Origin of the sequence: Corynebacterium tapiri (assembly GCF_006334925.1) — a bacterium.
GTDB lineage: Bacteria > Actinomycetota > Actinomycetes > Mycobacteriales > Mycobacteriaceae > Corynebacterium > Corynebacterium tapiri.
In genome coordinates this window covers 25175-44180 of record NZ_VDHJ01000006.1, presented here as the reverse complement: position 1 = coordinate 44180, position 19006 = coordinate 25175, and the positions used below count along the sequence as shown (strand labels likewise).

At 60.9% G+C, this 19006-nt stretch carries 16 protein-coding genes; 6 read left to right on the top strand and 10 right to left on the bottom strand.

What is annotated here, in order from left to right; translation table 11 throughout:
- Nucleotides 1-2 precede the first annotated feature (2 nt).
- The 7 genes from ruvX to FHE74_RS05345 all read right to left on the bottom strand — a co-directional run bounded on the left by ruvX (nucleotide 3) and on the right by FHE74_RS05345 (nucleotide 10604).
- Nucleotides 3-518 (bottom strand): Holliday junction resolvase RuvX, encoded by a 516-nt coding sequence (gene ruvX / locus FHE74_RS05375; protein WP_246049196.1) that lies wholly within the window; start codon nucleotides 516-518, stop codon nucleotides 3-5.
- Between the two features lie 97 nt (nucleotides 519-615).
- The gene (gene alaS, locus FHE74_RS05370) at nucleotides 616-3279 is read right to left on the bottom strand and encodes an alanine--tRNA ligase (RefSeq protein WP_139465482.1); all 2664 of its coding nucleotides are present in this window, start codon (nucleotides 3277-3279) and stop codon (nucleotides 616-618) included.
- A 74-nt stretch (nucleotides 3280-3353) separates the two neighbouring features.
- Nucleotides 3354-4715: a replication-associated recombination protein A gene (locus FHE74_RS05365; RefSeq protein ID WP_139465481.1), complete on the bottom strand. Its 1362-nt coding sequence runs from the start codon at nucleotides 4713-4715 to the stop codon at nucleotides 3354-3356.
- A gap of 10 nt (nucleotides 4716-4725) precedes the next feature.
- A complete protein-coding gene (locus tag FHE74_RS05360) occupies nucleotides 4726-5946 on the bottom strand; it encodes a phosphotransferase family protein (RefSeq protein ID WP_139465480.1) in 1221 nt (406 codons plus the stop codon).
- A 44-nt stretch (nucleotides 5947-5990) separates the two neighbouring features.
- The gene (aspS, locus tag FHE74_RS05355; protein WP_139465479.1) at nucleotides 5991-7805 is read right to left on the bottom strand and encodes an aspartate--tRNA ligase; all 1815 of its coding nucleotides are present in this window, start codon (nucleotides 7803-7805) and stop codon (nucleotides 5991-5993) included.
- A 162-nt stretch (nucleotides 7806-7967) separates the two neighbouring features.
- The gene (locus FHE74_RS05350; RefSeq protein WP_139465478.1) at nucleotides 7968-9974 is read right to left on the bottom strand and encodes a YhgE/Pip family protein; all 2007 of its coding nucleotides are present in this window, start codon (nucleotides 9972-9974) and stop codon (nucleotides 7968-7970) included.
- Between the two features lie 3 nt (nucleotides 9975-9977).
- A complete protein-coding gene (locus tag FHE74_RS05345) occupies nucleotides 9978-10604 on the bottom strand; it encodes a hypothetical protein (RefSeq protein WP_139465477.1) in 627 nt (208 codons plus the stop codon).
- Nucleotides 10605-10715: 111 nt separating this feature from the next.
- Here FHE74_RS05345 and ypfJ point away from each other — a divergent pair, with 111 nt between their 5' ends.
- The 4 genes from ypfJ (at nucleotide 10716) to FHE74_RS05325 (ending at nucleotide 14965) form a co-directional block, all read left to right on the top strand.
- Nucleotides 10716-11588 carry a KPN_02809 family neutral zinc metallopeptidase gene (gene ypfJ, locus FHE74_RS05340; RefSeq protein WP_139465476.1) on the top strand — a complete coding sequence of 291 codons (873 nt, stop codon included), beginning with the start codon at nucleotides 10716-10718 and terminating at the stop codon, nucleotides 11586-11588.
- Between the two features lie 77 nt (nucleotides 11589-11665).
- Nucleotides 11666-12784: an LLM class flavin-dependent oxidoreductase gene (locus tag FHE74_RS05335; protein WP_139465475.1), complete on the top strand. Its 1119-nt coding sequence runs from the start codon at nucleotides 11666-11668 to the stop codon at nucleotides 12782-12784.
- Between the two features lie 18 nt (nucleotides 12785-12802).
- Complete coding sequence (locus FHE74_RS05330; protein WP_139465474.1) at nucleotides 12803-13465, top strand: FMN reductase; 663 nt, start codon at nucleotides 12803-12805, stop codon at nucleotides 13463-13465.
- Nucleotides 13466-13555: 90 nt separating this feature from the next.
- A complete protein-coding gene (locus tag FHE74_RS05325; RefSeq protein WP_139465473.1) occupies nucleotides 13556-14965 on the top strand; it encodes an L-serine ammonia-lyase in 1410 nt (469 codons plus the stop codon).
- A 71-nt stretch (nucleotides 14966-15036) separates the two neighbouring features.
- Here the strand turns inward: FHE74_RS05325 and hisS are convergent, their stop codons facing one another.
- The 3 genes from hisS to tpx are packed head-to-tail and all read right to left on the bottom strand — an operon-like array spanning nucleotide 15037 to nucleotide 17485.
- A complete protein-coding gene (gene hisS / locus FHE74_RS05320; protein WP_139465472.1) occupies nucleotides 15037-16314 on the bottom strand; it encodes a histidine--tRNA ligase in 1278 nt (425 codons plus the stop codon).
- A gap of 17 nt (nucleotides 16315-16331) precedes the next feature.
- Nucleotides 16332-16976: an MBL fold metallo-hydrolase gene (locus tag FHE74_RS05315; protein ID WP_139465471.1), complete on the bottom strand. Its 645-nt coding sequence runs from the start codon at nucleotides 16974-16976 to the stop codon at nucleotides 16332-16334.
- Nucleotides 16977-16987: 11 nt separating this feature from the next.
- Nucleotides 16988-17485: a thiol peroxidase gene (gene tpx / locus FHE74_RS05310; RefSeq protein ID WP_139465470.1), complete on the bottom strand. Its 498-nt coding sequence runs from the start codon at nucleotides 17483-17485 to the stop codon at nucleotides 16988-16990.
- A gap of 199 nt (nucleotides 17486-17684) precedes the next feature.
- On the opposite strand from tpx, the gene FHE74_RS05305 reads away from it, so the two are divergent.
- Both FHE74_RS05305 and FHE74_RS05300 read left to right on the top strand, forming a co-directional pair.
- Entirely contained in the window at nucleotides 17685-18542 is an 858-nt protein-coding gene (locus tag FHE74_RS05305) for a peptidylprolyl isomerase (protein WP_139465469.1), read from the top strand.
- Nucleotides 18543-18668: 126 nt separating this feature from the next.
- The gene (locus tag FHE74_RS05300; RefSeq protein ID WP_139465468.1) at nucleotides 18669-18950 is read left to right on the top strand and encodes a hypothetical protein; all 282 of its coding nucleotides are present in this window, start codon (nucleotides 18669-18671) and stop codon (nucleotides 18948-18950) included.
- The last annotated feature ends 56 nt before the right edge of the window (nucleotides 18951-19006 follow it).

Genomic DNA, 19006 nt, shown 5'->3' with positions numbered 1-19006 from the left:
CGTTAGGGATTGTGCTTGTCGACGACCCGTTGTCGTCCATCGAGCCACGCCTGCAATATCTCCACCGCCGCAGCTTGGTCAATGACCTTTCGACCAGCTTTTTCGCTCACACCAGATGCGCGCAAGGCGGCGGTCGCAGAAACAGTAGTCAGCCGCTCGTCAGCCATGCGCACTGGACAAGGAGATCCTGCACGCTTCAAACGACGCTGAACACGGAAAGCAATCTCTCGCGCGTGCTTCACGCTCTGCGATCCGTGTCCTTGCAGGGTCCGAGGCAAGCCGACAACGACTTCGACGACCCCGTATTCCTGTATGAGCTCAAGAATCCGATCGACGTCTGAGCCGTCAGGCCCTCGGAATCCAGAGTCGCGGGCGATGGTTTCCACCGGTGTTGCCATGACTGCCGAGGAGTCAGATACCGCAACCCCGATACGCACCGTGCCCACGTCAACGCCCAGACGACGCCCGGGTCCGGGGTCGTTTACTCCGGGAGTATCTGGTGTTGGCTGAGTAGGCACGAGGGGGTGGTCATCCTTCCTTTTGATCACAGTCCGCCGGTGAGATACGACATGCGATACACAACCGGGAAGTACCGGCTGTGACCTCTTTGTTACCTTACAGGCTCGCCAGGGTGTCGCGCACCGCCGCAATGCCCGTGTCGATGCCAGCAGCATCCGAGCCGGATCCCTGCGCCATATCGGGCTTACCGCCGCCACGGCCTCCCACGTAGGAACCGAAGGTACCCACCAGGTCACCGGACTTCACGCCCTCAGAAACAGCTTGGTGCGTTGCGGCAACCACGAACGGCACCTTCGAGCCGTCCTTGCCCACCAGGACGATCACGGCCTTGCGGTCGTTCATTCGGCCACGGATGTCGCTAGCCAGGGAGCGCAGATCCTTGGCGCCGACACCGTCGAGAGTGACGGCCACGAGCTCGAATGATCCAATTTGCTCGGCATTGCCGACGAGCTCCGCCGTGCGGTTGGTCAGTTGCGCCTGTCTCAACTGAGAAATTTCCTTCTCCGCTGCCTTCAGGCGCTCGGTCAGCGCTGCAATGCGATCCGGGATTTCGTCGCTCTTAGCCTTGAGGCTCGAAGCCACGCCACTGACCAGGGCGGCTTCCTTGGAGTAGAAGCGGAACGCATCCAGACCGGAGTAGGCCTCGATACGACGCGCGCCGGAACCAACCGAAGACTCGCCCAGTACGGCCACCGGGCCGATCTGTGCGGAGCTCGACACGTGCGTACCACCACAAAGCTCCATGGAGAACGGGCCCCCGATCTCGACAACGCGAACGTTATCGCCGTAGTTCTCTCCGAACAGAGCCATAGCGCCCATTGCGCGGGCCTTCTCTAGAGAGGTTTCGGTTGTGTTGACTGCCCAGTCGTTGTCTACAGCCTCGTTGGTGATCGCAGCGATCTCCGCCAGCTGAGCCTCGGTGAGCTGATCGGTGTAGTTGAAGTCGAAGCGCAGGTATCCGGGGCGGTTCAGAGAGCCTGCCTGCACAGCCGTGGGGCCCAGCACCTGGCGCAGAGCTGCGTGGATCAAGTGCGTGGCGCTGTGCGCCTGGCGAGCGCCATGGCGCCAAGCATGGTCAACCTCAGCGGTGACCTTGTTTCCCAGCTCGAGGCCACCAGATACCACGGTTCCCTTGTGCAGCGAGACGCGCTTGCCCACCTTCTGCACATCCTCGATCTCGACGATCGTATCGCCTGCGACGAGACGGCCACGGTCGCCCATCTGGCCACCGGACTCCGCGTACATCGGGGTGGCGTCCAGGATGACCTCCACCTGTTCGCCGGCCTGCACCGAGGTCACAGACTCCCCGCCTGCTACCAGGCCGATGACGGTGGACTCACCTGTAAGGTCGGTGTATCCGAAGAACTCGGTGGGGTGCTCGTCTACCCAGCCGCGGTAGATGGACTCGTCAACATGGCCGTGCTTCTTGGCCTTGTTGTCAGCCTTCGCGCGGGCCCGCTGGGCTTCCATCTCTGCATTAAAGGCATCCATGTCCACCTCGAGGCCGGCCTCGCGGGCCATCTCCAAAGTGAGGTCGATCGGGAAGCCGTAGGTGTCATGCAGTTCGAAGGCACGGGAACCGTCGACAAGCGTCGTCCCCGATTCCTTTGCTCCGGACGCCACGCGATCGAACAGTTCGGTGCCGGACTCCAGCGTCTTCAAGAAGGCACGCTCCTCGGCGACCGCCACGCGGACAATGCGCTCGCGGTTGTCTGCGATCTCCGGGAAGGACGGAGTCATCGAGTCCATGATGGAGTTCATCAGGCGCTCGAGGGTCGCACCCTGTGCACCGAGCAGGCGTGCGGAACGAATAATGCGACGCAACAGACGACGAAGGATGTAACCGCGGCCCTCGTTGGACGGGGTGACGCCATCGAGAATCAGCATCATGCCGGTGCGCGAGTGGTCGGCGATCACACGGAAGCGGACATCGGCTTCCTGGCCCTGGCCGTACTGAGCACCGGTTACAGCCTCAGCCGCGTCGATGACCGGACGCAGCAGGTCGGTTTCATAAACGTTGTCCACGCCCTGCAAAATGCATGCGACTCGCTCGATGCCCAAGCCGGTATCGATGTTCTTCTGTGGCAGTTCGCCGACAAGGTCGAAGTTGCCCTTCTTGTCGCCCGGGCCACGCTCGAACTCCATGAAGACCAGGTTCCAGATCTCCATGTAGCGGTTATCGTCGGCGGCCGGGCCTCCCTCAGCACCGTACTCGGGGCCGCGGTCATAATAGATCTCGGAGCACGGACCACACGGGCCGGGAATGCCCATGGACCAGTAGTTATCCTCCATACCCATGCGTTGGATGCGCTCTGCAGGAACTCCGATCTTGTTTTCCCAGATATCTGCAGCCTCGTCGTCGTCGAGGTAAACAGTTACCCACAGTCGCTCAGGCTCCAGGCCCAGTCCACCGTCGTCGACCGAGTTGGTCAACAGCGTCCAGGCGTGGGTAATAGCGCCTTCCTTGAAGTACTGGCCGAAAGAGAAGTTGCCGGCCATCTGGAAGAAGGTGTTGTGACGAGTGGTCACGCCCACTTCCTCGATATCGAGGGTGCGCACACACTTCTGGATCGAGGTCGCGGTACCCGACTCGAAGGGCGGGGTCTGCTGTCCCAGGAAGTAGGGCTTGAACGGCACCATTCCGGCGTTGACGAAGAGCAACGTGGGATCGTCAAGAATCAACGACGCGCTGGGCACCGGGGTGTGACCTGCCCGAACAAAGTGTTGGGTGAAACGTTCCCGGATGTCATGAGTCTGCACTGAGAATCGATCCTTTTCCTAATAACTAGCTTTTTGATAGGTGCTTGTGGTCCCGTGTCTTAGACGCCATTACTCTACCCCTGCCCCCGGACAATCCTGCGCAGCCGTCCCAGGTAATCCTTGATCCGGCCTTCTGCGCCATGCCCCGTGGGTTCGTAGTAGACGCGGTCCTCTAACTCTGCGGGTAGATACTGCTGGGTTAACACCCCACGCGGATCGTCGTGCGGGTACTGATACCCCACGGCGTTCCCCATGGCCTTAGCGCCCTCGTAGTGACCATCTCGGAGATGCGCTGGCACCGTGCCGATCTTGCCCGCATGAACGTCCTGCTGTGCACGGGTGATCGCCTGAATCACTGAGGCGGACTTAGGCGCAGTGGCCAGGTGGATCGTTGCTTGGGCAAGAGTCAGTCGGCCCTCCGGCATACCGATCAGCTGCACCGCTTGGGCAGCAGCTACTGCCGTTTGCAATGCAGTCGGATCAGCCATCCCAATGTCCTCGGACGCATGAATGACCAACCGCCGCGCAATGAATCGGGGATCCTCCCCTGCCTCAATCATGCGTGCCAGGTAATGCAGAGCGGCGTCGACGTCGCTACCGCGAATCGACTTAATAAAGGCGCTTACGACGTCGTAGTGCTGATCGCCATCGCGGTCATACCGTACGACTGCGCGGGCGACGTTCTCCCGGATCGTATCCAGGGTGATGTCTTGGCCTGGAGCAACCGCCTCGGCAGCAGACTCCAAGTAAGTCAGGGAACGCCGTGCATCCCCGCCGGCAAGATTGACCAGCTGGTCCAGGGCCTCCTCGGTGATGCCGACCTTTCCTGCGAGCCCGCGCTCATCCTCCAAGGCCCGAGTAATCACCGTTTTCAGTTCCTCTGGCGACAAGGACTCCAGTTTGAGCAACAAGGAGCGAGACAGCAGCGGAGAAACCACCGAAAACGACGGGTTCTCGGTGGTAGCTGCGACAAGCATGACCGTTCGGTTCTCCACTGCTCCCAAGAGGGCGTCCTGCTGAGTCTTGGAAAACCGGTGGACCTCGTCAATAAACAGTACGGTTCGCTGCCCCTGTATGAGGTCTCTGCGGGCCTGGTCAATGACTTCTCGAACCTGCTTAACGCCCGAATTCAGAGCAGATAGAGCAACGAAGTTCTGTCCCATAGAGGCCGCTATGAGCGAGGCAATCGTGGTCTTTCCAGTCCCCGGCGGACCGTAGAGAATGATGGACGCTTCCCCGGAGCCCTCAATGAGGCGTCGAAGTGGAGTGCCTGGACCCAACAGATGTTGCTGGCCAGAGACTTCATCTAGGGTGCGCGGGCGCATCCGGGCAGCCAGGGGTGCAGAGGCGGACACCGCAAAAAACGCGGTGCCGCGATCTCCGGCACTTGTGCCCTCCGGAGACGAGGATTGCTCAAACAGTGCGTCCTGGGACATAGCTTTCAGGCTAGCGGTGCGGGGTATGCACGCGTGCAGCCACCTGGCGGGCAAACTCCGCCACGACGGCATGTTCCGGCTCGCCACCGTGTGAGGCGAAGCGCTCTAGAGCTTCGAACGTCTCGTAGATATCTTGACGGATGAAGGTCTCCTCGCGGTTAAAAGCCGACCCCTTAGCGGGTTCCAGCAAGCGTGGTTTTACCGAGACCTCACCATCGAACTCAACGTCTTCGCTCGTGCTTTGCTGAGAGGCAACCAGCGCGGTAGCTAAGGACCCGTAGTGCATCATCGCCACGCACGACATGGCCCAGCCTACGAGGGCAGTGAGCACACTGGCATGCAGGTGCTCTTCGTCGACGGCACGTGGCCACACGTGCTGAGTCTCATTGGTCCACGCCCGCAGAAACACCTGCACATCCTCGTCATCGATACGGGCACCGCCTACGTACTGCGGAAACCCCCCGATAACGCAGGCCAGGTCGAAGGCGACGTCGCGGAAACCGGCCCATTCGTAATCCAGGAAGTCCATCCGCTCAGACACCACGACATTGTCTGGCGACAGGTCGAAAGGCGTGAAAGCCAGAAAACGAGTGGACTTGAGCCGGGCCACCGCATCTGCAACCAGACTCTTGACCTCCACTGGCACGTCCACACCGGCATCACTAATGAGCTGCAATCCCAAAGCGATGGCCGGCCCGAGGCTGCGGTCACGCACGTCGTGGCTCTGCGCGGCCTCCGGATGCGACTTGATCATGCGAGCCAAGAGGCTATTAAACCCCTTTTCCTTGCCTGCGGTTGCTGCATGCATACGACCCAACGCCAGCCCAAGATGGCGTAGGTGAACGCGTCGTGAAGCCTCACCTTCCGACTCCAACAACTCCGACAACGTCGAGTGATCCCCCACATCGGACAGGACAATGAGTCGCTTCTCGACGTCCTGTGCCAACAAATAAGGCCCCGGCCGCGTCTCGTCTGCCATCGCAGTAGTGAACTGATAGGCAGCGATCTCCCTGATCAACGCAGCGACATCGAGCGCGTCCTCTGACTCCGGAATGTGCTTGATCACCACAGTCCGTTCCGTCAGAAACGGCTGTGCCGGGACTTTGGCACGCAACACAATCGCGTTGCCGGAACCGCGCAGTTGCTGCACGTCAGTGAGGCGTTGAGCTCCGCCAAACCGCCGGGTGAGCAGCTCCTGGGCATGGGAGACGATTTCGTCGTGATCAAGCACGGGCGTCAAGTGGTCCTCGCGGTCTCGACAGTTCTTTTCGCAGCCTAGGACTCGTTCTTCGGAGCCGGCTTCTCCGCCTTTTCTGCCTTCTTCGGCTTGGCGTCGATTCCGGTTTCGCGACGCTGAGCAGCAGTAATCGGCGCAGGTGCGTCGGTCAGCGGGTCGACTCCGCCACCGGACTTGGGGAACGCGATGACGTCACGGATGGATTCGAATCCACCCAGCAGGGACACGATGCGGTCCCAACCGAAAGCGATGCCGCCGTGCGGAGGCGCACCGAATGCGAAAGCGTCGAGCAGGAAGCCAAACTTCTCCTGGGCTTCCTCAGCCGTAATGCCCATGACGTCAAAAACGCGTTCCTGCACGTCGCGCTCGTGGATACGGATGGATCCACCGCCAATTTCGTTGCCGTTGCAGACGATGTCGTAAGCATAAGACAGCGCCTCGCCCGGGTTCTGGTCGAAGGAATCCTTCCACTCCGGGGTGGGCGAGGTGAATGCGTGGTGAACAGCGGTCCAGGCAGAGTGCCCCAGAGCCACGTCACCAGAGGCAGTGGCGTCGGCGGCGGGCTCGAACATCGGAGCGTCGACAACCCAGGTGAAGGCCCAGTCGCCGTCCTTGATCAGGCCGAGCTTCGAAGCGATCTCGCCACGGGCTGCGCCCAGGAGAGCACGCGAGCTCTTCGCGTCACCAGCGGCGAAGAAGATGCAGTCACCCGGCTTAGCGCCCACGTGCTCGGCAATGCCGGCCCGCTCCTGCTCAGTGATGTTCTTAGCGACGGGTCCGGAGAGCTCTCCGTCCTCGCCCACGAGAATGTAGGCAAGCCCCTTTGCACCGCGCTGCTTGGCCCAGTCCTGCCAGGCGTCCAGCTGGCGGCGCGGCTGGGACGCACCGCCCTCCATGACAACCGCACCGACGTAGTCGTTCTGGAACACGCGGAAGGTGGTGTCCTGGAAGAAGTCCTTGCACTCGACGATTTCGATGCCGAAGCGCAGATCCGGCTTGTCCGAACCATAACGCTTCATGGCCTCGGCATAGGTCATGCGCGGAATCGGCGTGGAGATCTCGTAGCCGATCAGCTTCCACAGCTCAACGAGGATCTCCTCCGCGAGCGCAATGATGTCTTCCTGGTCAGCGAAGCTCATCTCAATGTCCAGCTGGGTGAACTCCGGCTGACGATCAGCACGGAAGTCCTCATCTCGGTAGCAGCGAGCGATCTGGTAGTAACGCTCCATGCCGGCAACCATCAGCAGCTGCTTGAACAGCTGCGGGGACTGCGGCAGTGCATAGAAGCTACCGGGCTTGAGGCGAGCCGGTACCAGGAAGTCGCGGGCACCCTCAGGAGTTGCGCGGGTCAGCGTGGGGGTCTCGATCTCGGTGAACTCGTGCTGATCCAATACTGCACGGGCAGCCCGGTTTGCCGCAGAGCGCAGACGCAGTGCCTTGGCCTGCTTATCGCGGCGAATATCCAGGTAACGGTACTTCAGACGGGTCTCTTCACCGACCTCGTTAGAAGATCCATCCTCAACCTGGAACGGCAGCGCTGCGGAGGTGTTGAGCACATCCAGCTCGGTGACGTTGACCTCGATCTCACCGGACGGGAGGTTTGGGTTCTCAGAGCCCTCCGGGCGCGGCTCTACGACGCCCGTCACCTTCACGCAGTACTCGCTGCGCAGGTCGTGGGCGCGCTCTGCGACCTCGGAGTCGCGGAACACTACCTGGGCGTAGCCCGAACGATCACGCAGATCAATGAAGATCACGCCTCCGTGGTCACGGCGGCGTGCCACCCATCCGGTAAGAGTGACGGTTTGGCCAGCGGTATCTTTGCGGAGTTCTCCCGCGAGGTGGGTACGCAGCACGGTAGTGTGACGTCCTTCCTTGGTCGTGTGCGGTGGGCACGTAGATCCGAAAATCTTGCCTTCTCGCTGAAGTCACACGAGGTGCAAGCCGGGGCTACTTTAGAGGTCTTTAGACTACTACGCTCTCCCGGCGCTCGGGACTACCTGGTGCCGGGAGATGCACTAAATGGTCAATTCTGGGTGCAGATCCTTGTGCATGATTACCCGGTGGTACCAGGCGGCGATTGCTGACACCACCCAGCTGATCACCAACACGCATGCTAGGAAGACAATTCCCTGCCACACGCGCGGATCTTGGCTCAGGTCCGATCCCACGATCATGTGCCGGAAGATGTTGACGGTGTGCGCGATCGGATCCATCGGGTGAATCGCCTGCAGGAACTTCGGCTGCGTTTCGACGGGATATAGTCCGCCCGAAGCCACGAGCTGCAACGCCATAATTGCCATACACACCACTCGACCAGCGCTCGCGCCCAACGCCGCATTGATCGCCTGCGTCATTGCAACAAAGACGGCCGAGGCTCCCATAAGGGCAACCAGCAACCCGACCGGGTGTACCGGATGAAAGCCGATGATGGTCATCAACACCACCCACACAGTGACGGCTTGGGCCTGCCCCACTAAAAGGCCTGGCAAGTAATGCGCGGCCACCATGCGTGCCGGGGTAAGGCCCGAATCGATAACTCGGCGGCGGGTGGGGTGCAGAACCATGAACATAGTGGTTGCACCAACGAAAAGTGCCAGCGAGAAGAAGAAGGGGCCGAGTCCCTCGCCGAATCGCTGGAGGCCGTCGCGCACCAGGACTCGTTCCACCGGCTGAGCAGCAGCGTGCGCTGCGGCCTTTTCTCTATCTCCTTCGAAGTTCGGAACGCTGCCGCGTTTCTCGTTGAGTTTGAGGCTCAACTCCCCTGCCCCGGAGTCGAGGTCCACTAGTCCGCTACGCAGTGCCGACGTTCCCACTGTGAGCTGCTGAGACCCGGCCACCAGCTGGCTGGTTCCATCGGCCAACCGCTGGCTTCCCAGCATCAACTGGTGTGAACCGTCTTCCAAGCGAACTAGGCCGGCGGCCAGCTCCGCTGCTCCAGCCGCGGCCCTATCTACTCCAGAGCGGTATGGGGCATTCGGGTCGCCGAGTTGCCGGGCAATCTCGGCCGCTCCCGCATTCAGTTGGTTGAGCTGGTCGGTGATCTGGCCGCCGGTGGCATTGCGCACGTCCTGCACAGCCTTGTCCACTTGGTCTGCTTCCGCATTCAGGCCAGCCTGACGCAGCATGGTGGAAACGTTGATCAGAGGGGCCAATGCTTGCTCTCGTGCTGCTGCCGCGTCATTCACCGGGCGAACAAGAGTATTCACGCCCCCGCTGACGCGACCAGCCCCGTCGCCCAAGCGGTCGGTGGCGGCTTGGAGCTGCGCCAAGCCGTCGGCAAGCGATTGCGCTCCATCCTGAGCGGAGGCGGTGCCTTCATGCAGCCTTTGCGCGCCATCAGCCAACTGATGGGCGCCATTGTCTGCCTGGGAAACTCCGTCTTCTAGCTTGCGAGCACCGTCGTCGAGACGCGCGCCCCCATCGCGGGCCTGGTGAGTACCATCGGCCAATTTTCCGGCGCCGTCTCCTGCGCGGTTGAGCCCCTCACCAATAGTGCTAAACCCAACCAGCAGCCGGTCCGCGATCTTCTCACCCACCTGGACGTCGACTGCATCCACCAGGACCTGAGTGGCCTGGTTGCCAAGCACGGTAGCGATCATGCCGTTGGCATTATTCATTGCCACGTTCATGGTGGCAGAGCGCGGGTGGTCGTCGTTAAGGCTGACGGTTGCCGCCGAGAAATCACGGGGCAGCTCAATGACGACGTAGTAATCGCCTTGTTCCAACCCTCTCCGCGCTTCTTGCGCAGAAACCTCGGTGACCTTTAACTGATCGTTGTCTACGATGCGCTGAGCAACCTGATCTCCGGCGTCGACGTGCTTGCCGTCGGGCCCTTGCGCGCCTTCATCGGAGTTCACCAGCGCGATGGGCAGGTTATTGATGTGCCCCACTGGATCGAGATAAGACCAGGTGAATAGACCACCGAAGATCAGCGGAAGCAGAATCACCACCGCCAGGCTGAGCGGAGGCAAGGTGCCTCGCAGAAAGCGCTTCAGCTCCGAACCCGGGTACAAGATGTTCATTGGCTATACCTCCACAACGTGGTCGGCCAAGTGGGCGTAGTGGCTGTTGACTCCAAAGGCCATCACCGGTAGGGATCGGCTCACCTTTTGCAGGTCTCTCAGAAAATCCTCGACCAAGTCCAGCGATCGCAGCTGATCGATGTCATCGACAACCAGGAAGGCTGCCTTTGGGCGTGCAATCAGCCCCAGAAGGACGCGCAACCGGAGCCTTTGTGCTGGCGGCAAATCTCCCACCAACTCTGTTTGATCCAGTTCTAACCCCAGTGGTTCCAACCACGGACGCACCAATGAGGACGCAGTGATGTCTCGCGGAGCTATCCGGTACCACGGCTGAGCCCAGGCGACTTGCTCCCGCACGACAGTGCGGACAGTGACCAGGCGCTCCAATGAGTCAATCTCCCTGGCGCCCGCCAAGGCTGCACAACGAAAGAGGTTACGAGTGCGCGGGTTTCCGTCCAGGGCAATAGAACCGCTGACGGGACGACGCCTTCCTGCGAGCGTCATCGCCAAGGCGGTTTGGCCCTGTTCACGCTGCCCCAGTATCAGGTTCAACCCCTCGGAAAGTTCACAGTTGAGGGGGGAGGCCACGGGATGGGCTACAAGCTCGTGAGCCCGCAAAGTGATTGTCATGTTCCAGCTTTGCTATCCGGCAATAGGGATTTTTATGCGGGCTCACTATACGCCCGGACATTTGTACTGCATACCCGCCACACGGCAGCTGCTCATGGTTAGATCAGAGGCATGACTTTTAAGAACGATGCGCCAGTTGGTGGGCGCGCTACTCGCGGCGGCTCCGGGGCCATGATCGGTGCAGGTGGCGGCATTGGCGGCCTGTTACTCGTCGGCCTTTTCCTTCTCCTCGGAGGCAATCCCAGCGACCTCGATCAGGTGACAGGCGGTCAGCAGCCCGGTCAGGGCGCACCGGAATCCACGCTCGCAGAGTGCAAGACGATCGAAGACGCCAACAACAACCCCGAGTGCCGCGTTGACGCTACAGCACAGTCCGTGGACAAAGTGTGGATGGAACAACTCCCGCAGCAGGCTGGCATCGAGTACACCAAGCCAGGCATTAAGGTTTTTTCCTCCGCCACCACGTCTGGTTGCGGCCGGGCCTCCGGAGCTACCGGCCCGTTCTACTGCCCGCAGGATGAATCGGCTTACTTCGACGTCTCCTTCTTCCAGCAGCTGGAAAAGCTTGGTGGTTCAGATGCCCCGCTGGCCCAGATGTATATCGTCGCCCATGAGATGGGCCACCACATTCAGAATCTCGAGGGAACCCTGGGCCTGAGCAACTACAACGATCCGGGTGAGGATTCGGCGGCAGTGGCCATTGAGCTGCAGGCGGACTGCTATGCCGGTTTCTGGGCCCACTACGCAGACAAGGGAGAACACGCCTCCCTTGAGACCATCACCAAGGAGCAGCTGGCAACCGCCATCGACACCGCCCGCGCGGTTGGTGACGACAACATCCAGGAGCGTACTCAGGGTGAGGTCAATCCCGACCAGTTCACCCACGGTTCCTCCGAGGAGCGCCAGCAGGCCTTCCTCAACGGGTACAACAGCGGAAAGATGTCGCAGTGCGACACGCTTGATCGCGGCGTCTACAAGTCCTAAGCCCCAGACCTTTTTGGCCGGGGCTCGGCCTTTAACCTTTTTGTTGACACGTCACCATCAACTGCTACACTAGCCTCATGCAGTTTGGAATCTTTAGCATCGGCGACGTCACTACCGACCCCACCACCGGCAAAACACCCACTGAAGCGGAGCGCATCCAGTCCATGACTGCGATTGCACTAAAGGCCGAAGAGGTTGGCCTCGATGTCTTTGCCACCGGCGAGCATCACAATCCGCCATTCGTACCTTCCTCCCCCACCACCCACCTCGGCTACATCGCTGCACAGACGAAAAACCTGCAGCTTTCCACAGCGACGACGCTGATTACCACCAACGATCCTCTGAAGATCGCCGAAGACTTCGCCTTCCTGCAGCACCTCTCTGGCGGGCGCGTCGACCTGATGATGGGACGCGGCAACACCGGACCGGTATACCCATGGTTTGGCAAAGATATTCGCCAGGGAATCCCCCTTGCCATCGAGAACTACCACCTGCTTCGCCGCCTATGGCGCGAGCGCGTAGTCAATTGGGAGGGTAAGTTCCGTACTCCATTGACCGGGTACTCCTCTACCCCATTCCCCCTCGACGAGGTCCCGCCCTTCGTATGGCACGGCTCCATCCGCTCCGTACAGATCGCAGAACAGGCCGCCTTCTACGGCGACGGGTTCTTCCACAACAACATCTTCTGGAACAAGGAGCACACCGCCAAGATGGTGGGTATCTACCGTCGCCGCTTCGAGCAATACGGCCACGGTCGTGCGGATCAAGCGATCGTCGGCCTAGGCGGGCAGTTCTATGTAGCCGAGACGGAGGAACAGGCTAAGCGCGAGTTCCGTCCCTACTTCGATAACGCACCGGTGTACGGCCACGGACCAAGCCTGGAAGAGTTCACCGAGATGACTCCGCTAACTGTCGGCACCGTGGAGCAAGTCATTGAGCGCACGATGCAGTTCGCGGATTGGGTCGGCGATTACCAGCGGCAGCTCTTCCTCATCGACCACGCCGGTCTCCCCCTCGAGACGGTTCTCAACCAGATCGAAATCCTTGGCACCCAGATCGTCCCTGAACTGCGCCGCCGCATGGAGGCTCGTCGTCCCGAGCACGTGCCCTCAGATCCGCCCACTCACGCGAGCCTGTCAGCAGACCGCTCCCACCCGCATTTCCAGGTCTCTCCTGGCAGCGATTCGCAAGCCTAAGACTTTTCAAGGAGCAGCATGACGCGTCAGTTAGTAGTCATATCGGCAGGTCTCTCGGTTCCCTCCACCACTCGACAGATAGCCGACCGCATCGCGGAGTCAGTCACCACCGCCGTCACTGCCCGGGGTGAATCGCTCGACGTGAGAGTCATCGAGGTACGCGAACTTGCCAACGACCTTGCCCAGGCCTTTTCCACCGGTATCTCCTCCGCCAAGCTCGACGAGGTGAAGCGGCACATTTCGGCAGCTGATGGGCTTATTGCCGTCACCCCGGTGTTCAAGGCAAGCTACACCGGCCTGTTCAAGATGCTTATCGACGTCCTCGACCAGGACGCCCTCAACGACATGCCAGTGCTCATAGCCGCGACTGCTGGAACGGCCCGCCATTCGCTGGTGACCGAACACGCCCTCCGGCCGCTGTTTAGCTACATGCACGCCGTGGTGGTGCCAACCTCCGTATTCGCAGCCACCGATGACTTCGGCGCAGCAGAAGGTAGCGACATCGTCGAGCGTATCCGACGCGCCGCCGGGGAACTCGCGTCCCTGATGGTCAATTCAGCGGGGTATGCCCCTGGATTCGGGGGTGCAACGGTGGGTGCTCACCGTACAAGAACTGCTGGTGTTGATCCTGATGAGAACATCACGCCGTTTACGGAGTTATTAAAAGAGTTCGGCGGTTAAATCGTCGTTACACTGGTGGCGATTGCGCGCAGGAACGCCTGCGCCACGACTTTTCAGAGCCCCCCAACGTGAGTGAGGTGTAGTCAGCCCATGACCATCAGTGCAGTTGACCTATTCAGCGTGGGCATTGGTCCGTCGTCCTCGCACACCGTCGGACCCATGCGAGCTTCCGAAGCATTCATCGAATCGCTGCCTCACAAGCCCGCCACCGTGCGTATTGAGCTGCGCGGGTCTCTGGCCGCCACCGGCCGCGGCCACGGCACTGACCGCGCAGCCATTCTCGGTCTCGTCGGTTGGACACCCACCACCGTTACCGCTGACATCGAGCCAACGCTGGGAACGCAGATACCGGCATCCGGCAACATATCCGGGCCAACAGGCGAGGTGGCTTATCTCGTCGTGTTTGATCCCACTCCCGTCCCTGAGCACCCCAACTGCCTCATCTTCAGTGCCTGGGATGAAAACGATCAGGTCTTAGCGGAAAACCAGGAGTACTTCTCCGTTGGTGGCGGCTTCATTCTCTCGCGCGCAGAACTCGAGGCCACAGAGGAGGACCCATCAGGTGACGCGCCGGCCGGCATGGCCGCGGCCGCACAGGTGGACGACGACGTGCCTTATCCGTTTTCCACGTGGGAGCAGCTCGAGGCACTGACTCATTCCACCGGATTGTCCATCGCTGACATCATGCTGGCGAATGAGAAGGCGATTCACGACGATGCAGCCGTGGCCACCGATCACCTTGACCTGGTATGGGAAGCCATGCAGGACTGCGTGAGCGCTGGCCTAGCTAGCGACGGCATTTTGCCCGGTGGCTTGGAGGTCAAGCGCCGAGCACCCGATTTGCTCGACCGCTTGAAAAACCGTGGTAGCGAGTCCGAGAGTGATGGGCTGCGTGCTATGGACTGGATCAATCTCTACGCGCTCGCCGTCAACGAGGAAAACGCTGCTGGTGGTCGCGTAGTCACAGCCCCCACCAATGGCGCGGCCGGAATCATTCCCGCGGTCATGCACTACTGCCGTGACTTTATCTCGGGCTTCGACAACGAGAAGGCACGAGAGTTTCTCCTCAATGCGGCAGCAGTTGGCATCATCATCAAGGAAAACGCCTCGATTTCAGGTGCCGAGGTCGGCTGCCAGGGAGAAGTCGGCTCGGCGTCGTCCATGGCAGCCGCTGGAATGTGCGCTGTTCTCGGGGGCAATCCTGCCCAGGTTGCCAATGCCGCCGAAATCGCCCTCGAGCACAATCTCGGGCTTACCTGCGATCCGGTCGGCGGCCTCGTGCAAATCCCTTGCATCGAGCGCAACGCCATCGGCGGTGTGAAGGCCGTCAACGCGGCACGCTTGGCGATGCACGGGGACGGACAGCATCGAGTGACGCTAGACGACGTCGTCCAGACCATGGCCGATACCGGCCGCGATATGCTCACCAAATACAAGGAGACCTCAACCGGTGGTCTGGCAACGCGCCTGGGGCTGCCGGTTGCGCTGACGGAGTGTTAACCGTCTGAACATCAAAGAACCGCCCTACCCCGGAGGCACGAGCCGAGGAGTAGGGCGGCTTTGTGGGTGTTTTACAGACGCGAGCGCAGGTGTGCGCTCAGCTCGGTCAGCGCAACCGACTCTTGAGACTTGTGCGCGAGGTCCTTAACGGCAACCGTCGACTCCTCCAGCTCGCGGTCGCCCAGGACCAGAGCAAAGCGAGCACCCGCGCGGTCTGCACCCTTCATGGCTCCCTTCAATCCCCGGTCGCCATACGCCATATCCGCGCTAATTCCCTGCGAGCGCAGGTCGTTGATGAGCAGAGCCATCTGGGCTTTGGCTGCAGCGCCCATGGCAACGCCGTACACCGCCACGCGTGCATCCGAGGCGGGGAAAGTAACCCCCTCCGCCTCGAGCGCCAATACGGTGCGGTCGACGCCTAGGCCGTACCCAATTCCGGAGAGGTCCTGGCCTCCCAGCTGCGCCATGAGACCGTCGTAACGCCCGCCGCCACCGATGCCGGACTGCGCGCCCAGGCCGTCGTGTACGAACTCGAAGGTCGTCTTGGTGTAGTAGTCCAGGCCGCGGACCATTCGCGGGTTGATTTCAAAGGGCACGCCCATGTCGGTGAGCAAGCCGGTCACGGTTTCAAAGTGGTCGCGGCACTCTGCGGAGAGGTGGTCGAGCATGAGCGGAGCGTCGCTGGTCATCTCACGCACTTCCTCGCGCTTGTCGTCCAACACGCGCAGCGGGTTGATCTCTGCGCGACGCCGGGTTTCCTCATCAAGCGGAAGGTCGAACAGGAAGTCCTGCAGCTTCTGGCGGTACGCCGGGCGGCAGGTGTTATCGCCCAAGCTTGTGAGCTCCAGACGGAAGCCGCTGAGGCCAACGGCGCGGTAGCTGCGATCTGCCAAGGCGATGACCTCTGCGTCCAGGGCCGGGTCGTCGATGCCGATGGCCTCGATACCCACCTGTTGCAGCTGACGGTAACGTCCGGCCTGCGGACGCTCATAGCGGAAGAAGGGGCCGGCATAGTTCAGCTTGACGGGAAGCTGACCGCGATCGAGATTGTGCTCAATCACCGAGCGCATCACCCCGGCCGTGCCCTCGGGGCGCAGAGTCACCGAACGATCGCCGCGGTCAGCGAAGGTGTACATCTCCTTGCTCACGACGTCCGTAGACTCGCCCACTCCCCGTGCAAAAAGCGCCGTGTCCTCGAACACGGGCAGCTCGATGTGCTGGAATCCCGCCAGGCGCGCCTGATGCACAAACTCATCCCGCACGGCCACAAAAGTGGTCGATGCGGGCGGAGCGTAGTCGGGAACGCCCTTGGGGGCGCTGAGAGCTTTCACCTTTTGCTTGTCAGTCACCCGACCTAGTCTACCGATTAGGCAAGTGCCAGCAGGAATGGGTTGGTGCGACGCTCGGCACGCATCGAGGTTGTAGGGCCGTGGCCCGGTGCGACCGCCAAGGCGTCGTTAAGCGGGAGTACGACCGTGCGCAGGGTCTGTTCCATCACCATGGGATCTGAACCGGGCAAATCCGTGCGCCCAATGGCTCCTTTAAACAGGACGTCGCCTGCGAACACGATCTTGTCACCGATTAGCAAGACCGACCCCGGGGAATGTCCCGGGGCATGCGCCACATCGAATGCGATGCCGGCCCACTCGACACGCTCCCCGTCGTGGAGATACCGCACATCGTGGGGATAGTCCATGCTGTCGGATGCAAAAAGCTGACGGGTTTTATCGCTCATGCCTATCCCCTGGTGCAACATGGGTTCGTCGTCCGGGTGGATATAGACCGGGCAGCCGTGATCCTTAGCTAGGCATGCAGCATCTCGAGTGTGGTCAATGTGTCCATGCGTAAGCACAACCGCCACCAGGCTCAGCTGGTGCTGGTTCAACGTTTCATTGACCGTGTCGGCCGCGTGCATGCCGGGGTCAATGACGATTGCCGCGTGGGAGGCCTCGTCGACAACGAGGTAGCAATTGGTGCGAAATGGCCCCGCGGCAAATCCGAACAGCTGCATGGAATGGCTGCCTAGCTCAGCGCCTTCTCAGCGGCCTCGTAGTTCGGCTCGTGGGTGATTTCATCAACCAGCTCGGTGTACACAACGTTGTGCTCGGCGTCCGTTACCACCACAGCGCGCGCGAGAAGCCCCTGCAGCGGGGAGTCCTCGAGGGTGACGCCGAAGTCTTCACCGAAGGTAGAGCGGAATGCGGAGGCGGCCTTCGCGTTGTCAATGCCCTGGTCCTCGAAGAAGCGGGACTGCGCGAACGGAAGATCCTTGGAGATGCACAGCACGACGGTGTCCGCGTGCTCCTTCACCAAAGAGTCGAATGCGCGCACGGAATTCGCACACACCCCAGTATCGAGGGAGGGGAAGATGTTGAGTACCAAGCGCTTGCCGGCAAAGTCCTCCGGCTTGACTGCGTTGAGATCAGCCCCTACGAGCTCAAAAGCGGGAAGTGCGCTGCCCTGTACGGGAAGCTCCCCAACGGTGGTTGCATTCTGTCCAGAAAAAGTTACCTGTGCCATGCAGCCCACCCTAGCGACGCGCGCCACTGCGCGCAGAGGCCTGGCTGCAGCCGCACTACCTCCCGCATGACGGTGCGCCCCACCGGCATACGTGGGTCAGAGTCCCTCTAGACTGTGGTTCACATTCCCGCACAACTCAGCAATCGTCACCCTTTGCTGGAACGACGATTGCAACTAGACCGAAAAGGAAGTGGAAGCAGTGACCACCAACAAGGAGCGCGGCGACGCTGCACTGGACAAGCTCAACAGTGAGCTCAAGGCCCGGGAGCGCAAGCAGAAGCGCCGCCCGGCCGCGATCGCTGGCGCCTCGGCAGTTGCCCTGCTTGCCATTGCGGGTGGCATCACCTTTGTGGCAACGCGGGATGGCAATGAGGCAACGACGGCACAGGACTCCTCCACGGCTGCTTCCACCTCTGCAGATAACTCGCAGTACGAGCCAATCGCGTTGAAGCGCAATCAGCCACTTCCCGAGACCGTAACCTGCACCTACGAAAAGTCCGGGGAGGACGCTAACGGGGCGACTGTTCCACCTAGCGAGAACGTCGCAGCAACCGGTACTACCACCGTCACCCTCAAGACCAACCAGGGTGAGATCCCGATGGAGCTCGATCGTTCTGTATCCCCGTGCACGGTCAACGCCATTGAGCACCTGGCCAAGGAGGGGTACTACAACAACACCAATTGCCACCGCATCACCACCGAAGGCATTTACGTGCTGCAGTGTGGCGACCCCACGGGTACTGGTTCCGGCGGCCCGGGGTTCTCGTTCGCTAATGAGTACCCCACCGATGAGACCCCGCAGGAGCAGCTGAGTTCACCGCGTCTCTACGAGCGCGGCACGATCGCCATGGCAAACTCCGGCCCGGATACCAACGGTTCGCAGTTCTTCCTGAACTACCAGGATTCCCCGCTACCTCCGGCATACACCTACTTTGGCACGATCACCGAGGAGGGTCTGAAGACGCTCGATGGGATTGCTGATAAGGGTGTCAGTGGCGGCGCCTCCGATGGTCAACCGGCCGAACAGGTCATTATCGAGACCGCCGAGGTCGCGTAAGGCTAAACCTCGTGTGGTGCGGCGAGTCTTTGGTTGGCATAGTTTCTGCAAATGCATATCATTGCCGATAAAGGGAAGACAGAGCTTCCCGTATCCTCCTATTTCTGACACAAGGACGTTATCCGCATGATTTCTGTTCGCACCCGCCTGGTGGCTGCTACCGCCGCCCTCACCCTGGCTGCAGGAGCCGGCGTCTCCTCTGCAGCTACGGCCGCCCCGACCACTCCGCTGGGGGGAAACACCACGACGACGCAGACCACCGGGGTATCCCAGAGCGAGACTTCCTCGTTTACCGATCTGTCTTCGACCGAAACCGAGCGCAACGTCAAGTCTTTTGCCTCGATCGTCAACGAGATCCTCAAGACTCTGACTTCGCTGAACAACTTCGTCGAAAAGGTCTCCAAGTAGGATCCGATCACAGGAAAAGCACCCTAGTTTTCTAGGGTGCTTTTGCTTATCGACGC

Coding starts and splice junctions, on each gene's coding strand:
- FHE74_RS05335 (WP_139465475.1), top strand. CDS start 11,666: ATGCAGTTTGGAATCTTTAGCATCGGCGACGTCACTACCGACCCCACC.
- tpx (WP_139465470.1), bottom strand. CDS start 17,485: ATGGCACAGGTAACTTTTTCTGGACAGAATGCAACCACCGTTGGGGAG.
- FHE74_RS05350 (WP_139465478.1), bottom strand. CDS start 9,974: ATGAACATCTTGTACCCGGGTTCGGAGCTGAAGCGCTTTCTGCGAGGC.
- FHE74_RS05330 (WP_139465474.1), top strand. CDS start 12,803: ATGACGCGTCAGTTAGTAGTCATATCGGCAGGTCTCTCGGTTCCCTCC.
- ypfJ (WP_139465476.1), top strand. CDS start 10,716: ATGACTTTTAAGAACGATGCGCCAGTTGGTGGGCGCGCTACTCGCGGC.
- FHE74_RS05345 (WP_139465477.1), bottom strand. CDS start 10,604: ATGACAATCACTTTGCGGGCTCACGAGCTTGTAGCCCATCCCGTGGCC.
- FHE74_RS05315 (WP_139465471.1), bottom strand. CDS start 16,976: ATGCAGCTGTTCGGATTTGCCGCGGGGCCATTTCGCACCAATTGCTAC.
- FHE74_RS05325 (WP_139465473.1), top strand. CDS start 13,556: ATGACCATCAGTGCAGTTGACCTATTCAGCGTGGGCATTGGTCCGTCG.
- FHE74_RS05300 (WP_139465468.1), top strand. CDS start 18,669: ATGATTTCTGTTCGCACCCGCCTGGTGGCTGCTACCGCCGCCCTCACC.
- FHE74_RS05365 (WP_139465481.1), bottom strand. CDS start 4,715: ATGTCCCAGGACGCACTGTTTGAGCAATCCTCGTCTCCGGAGGGCACA.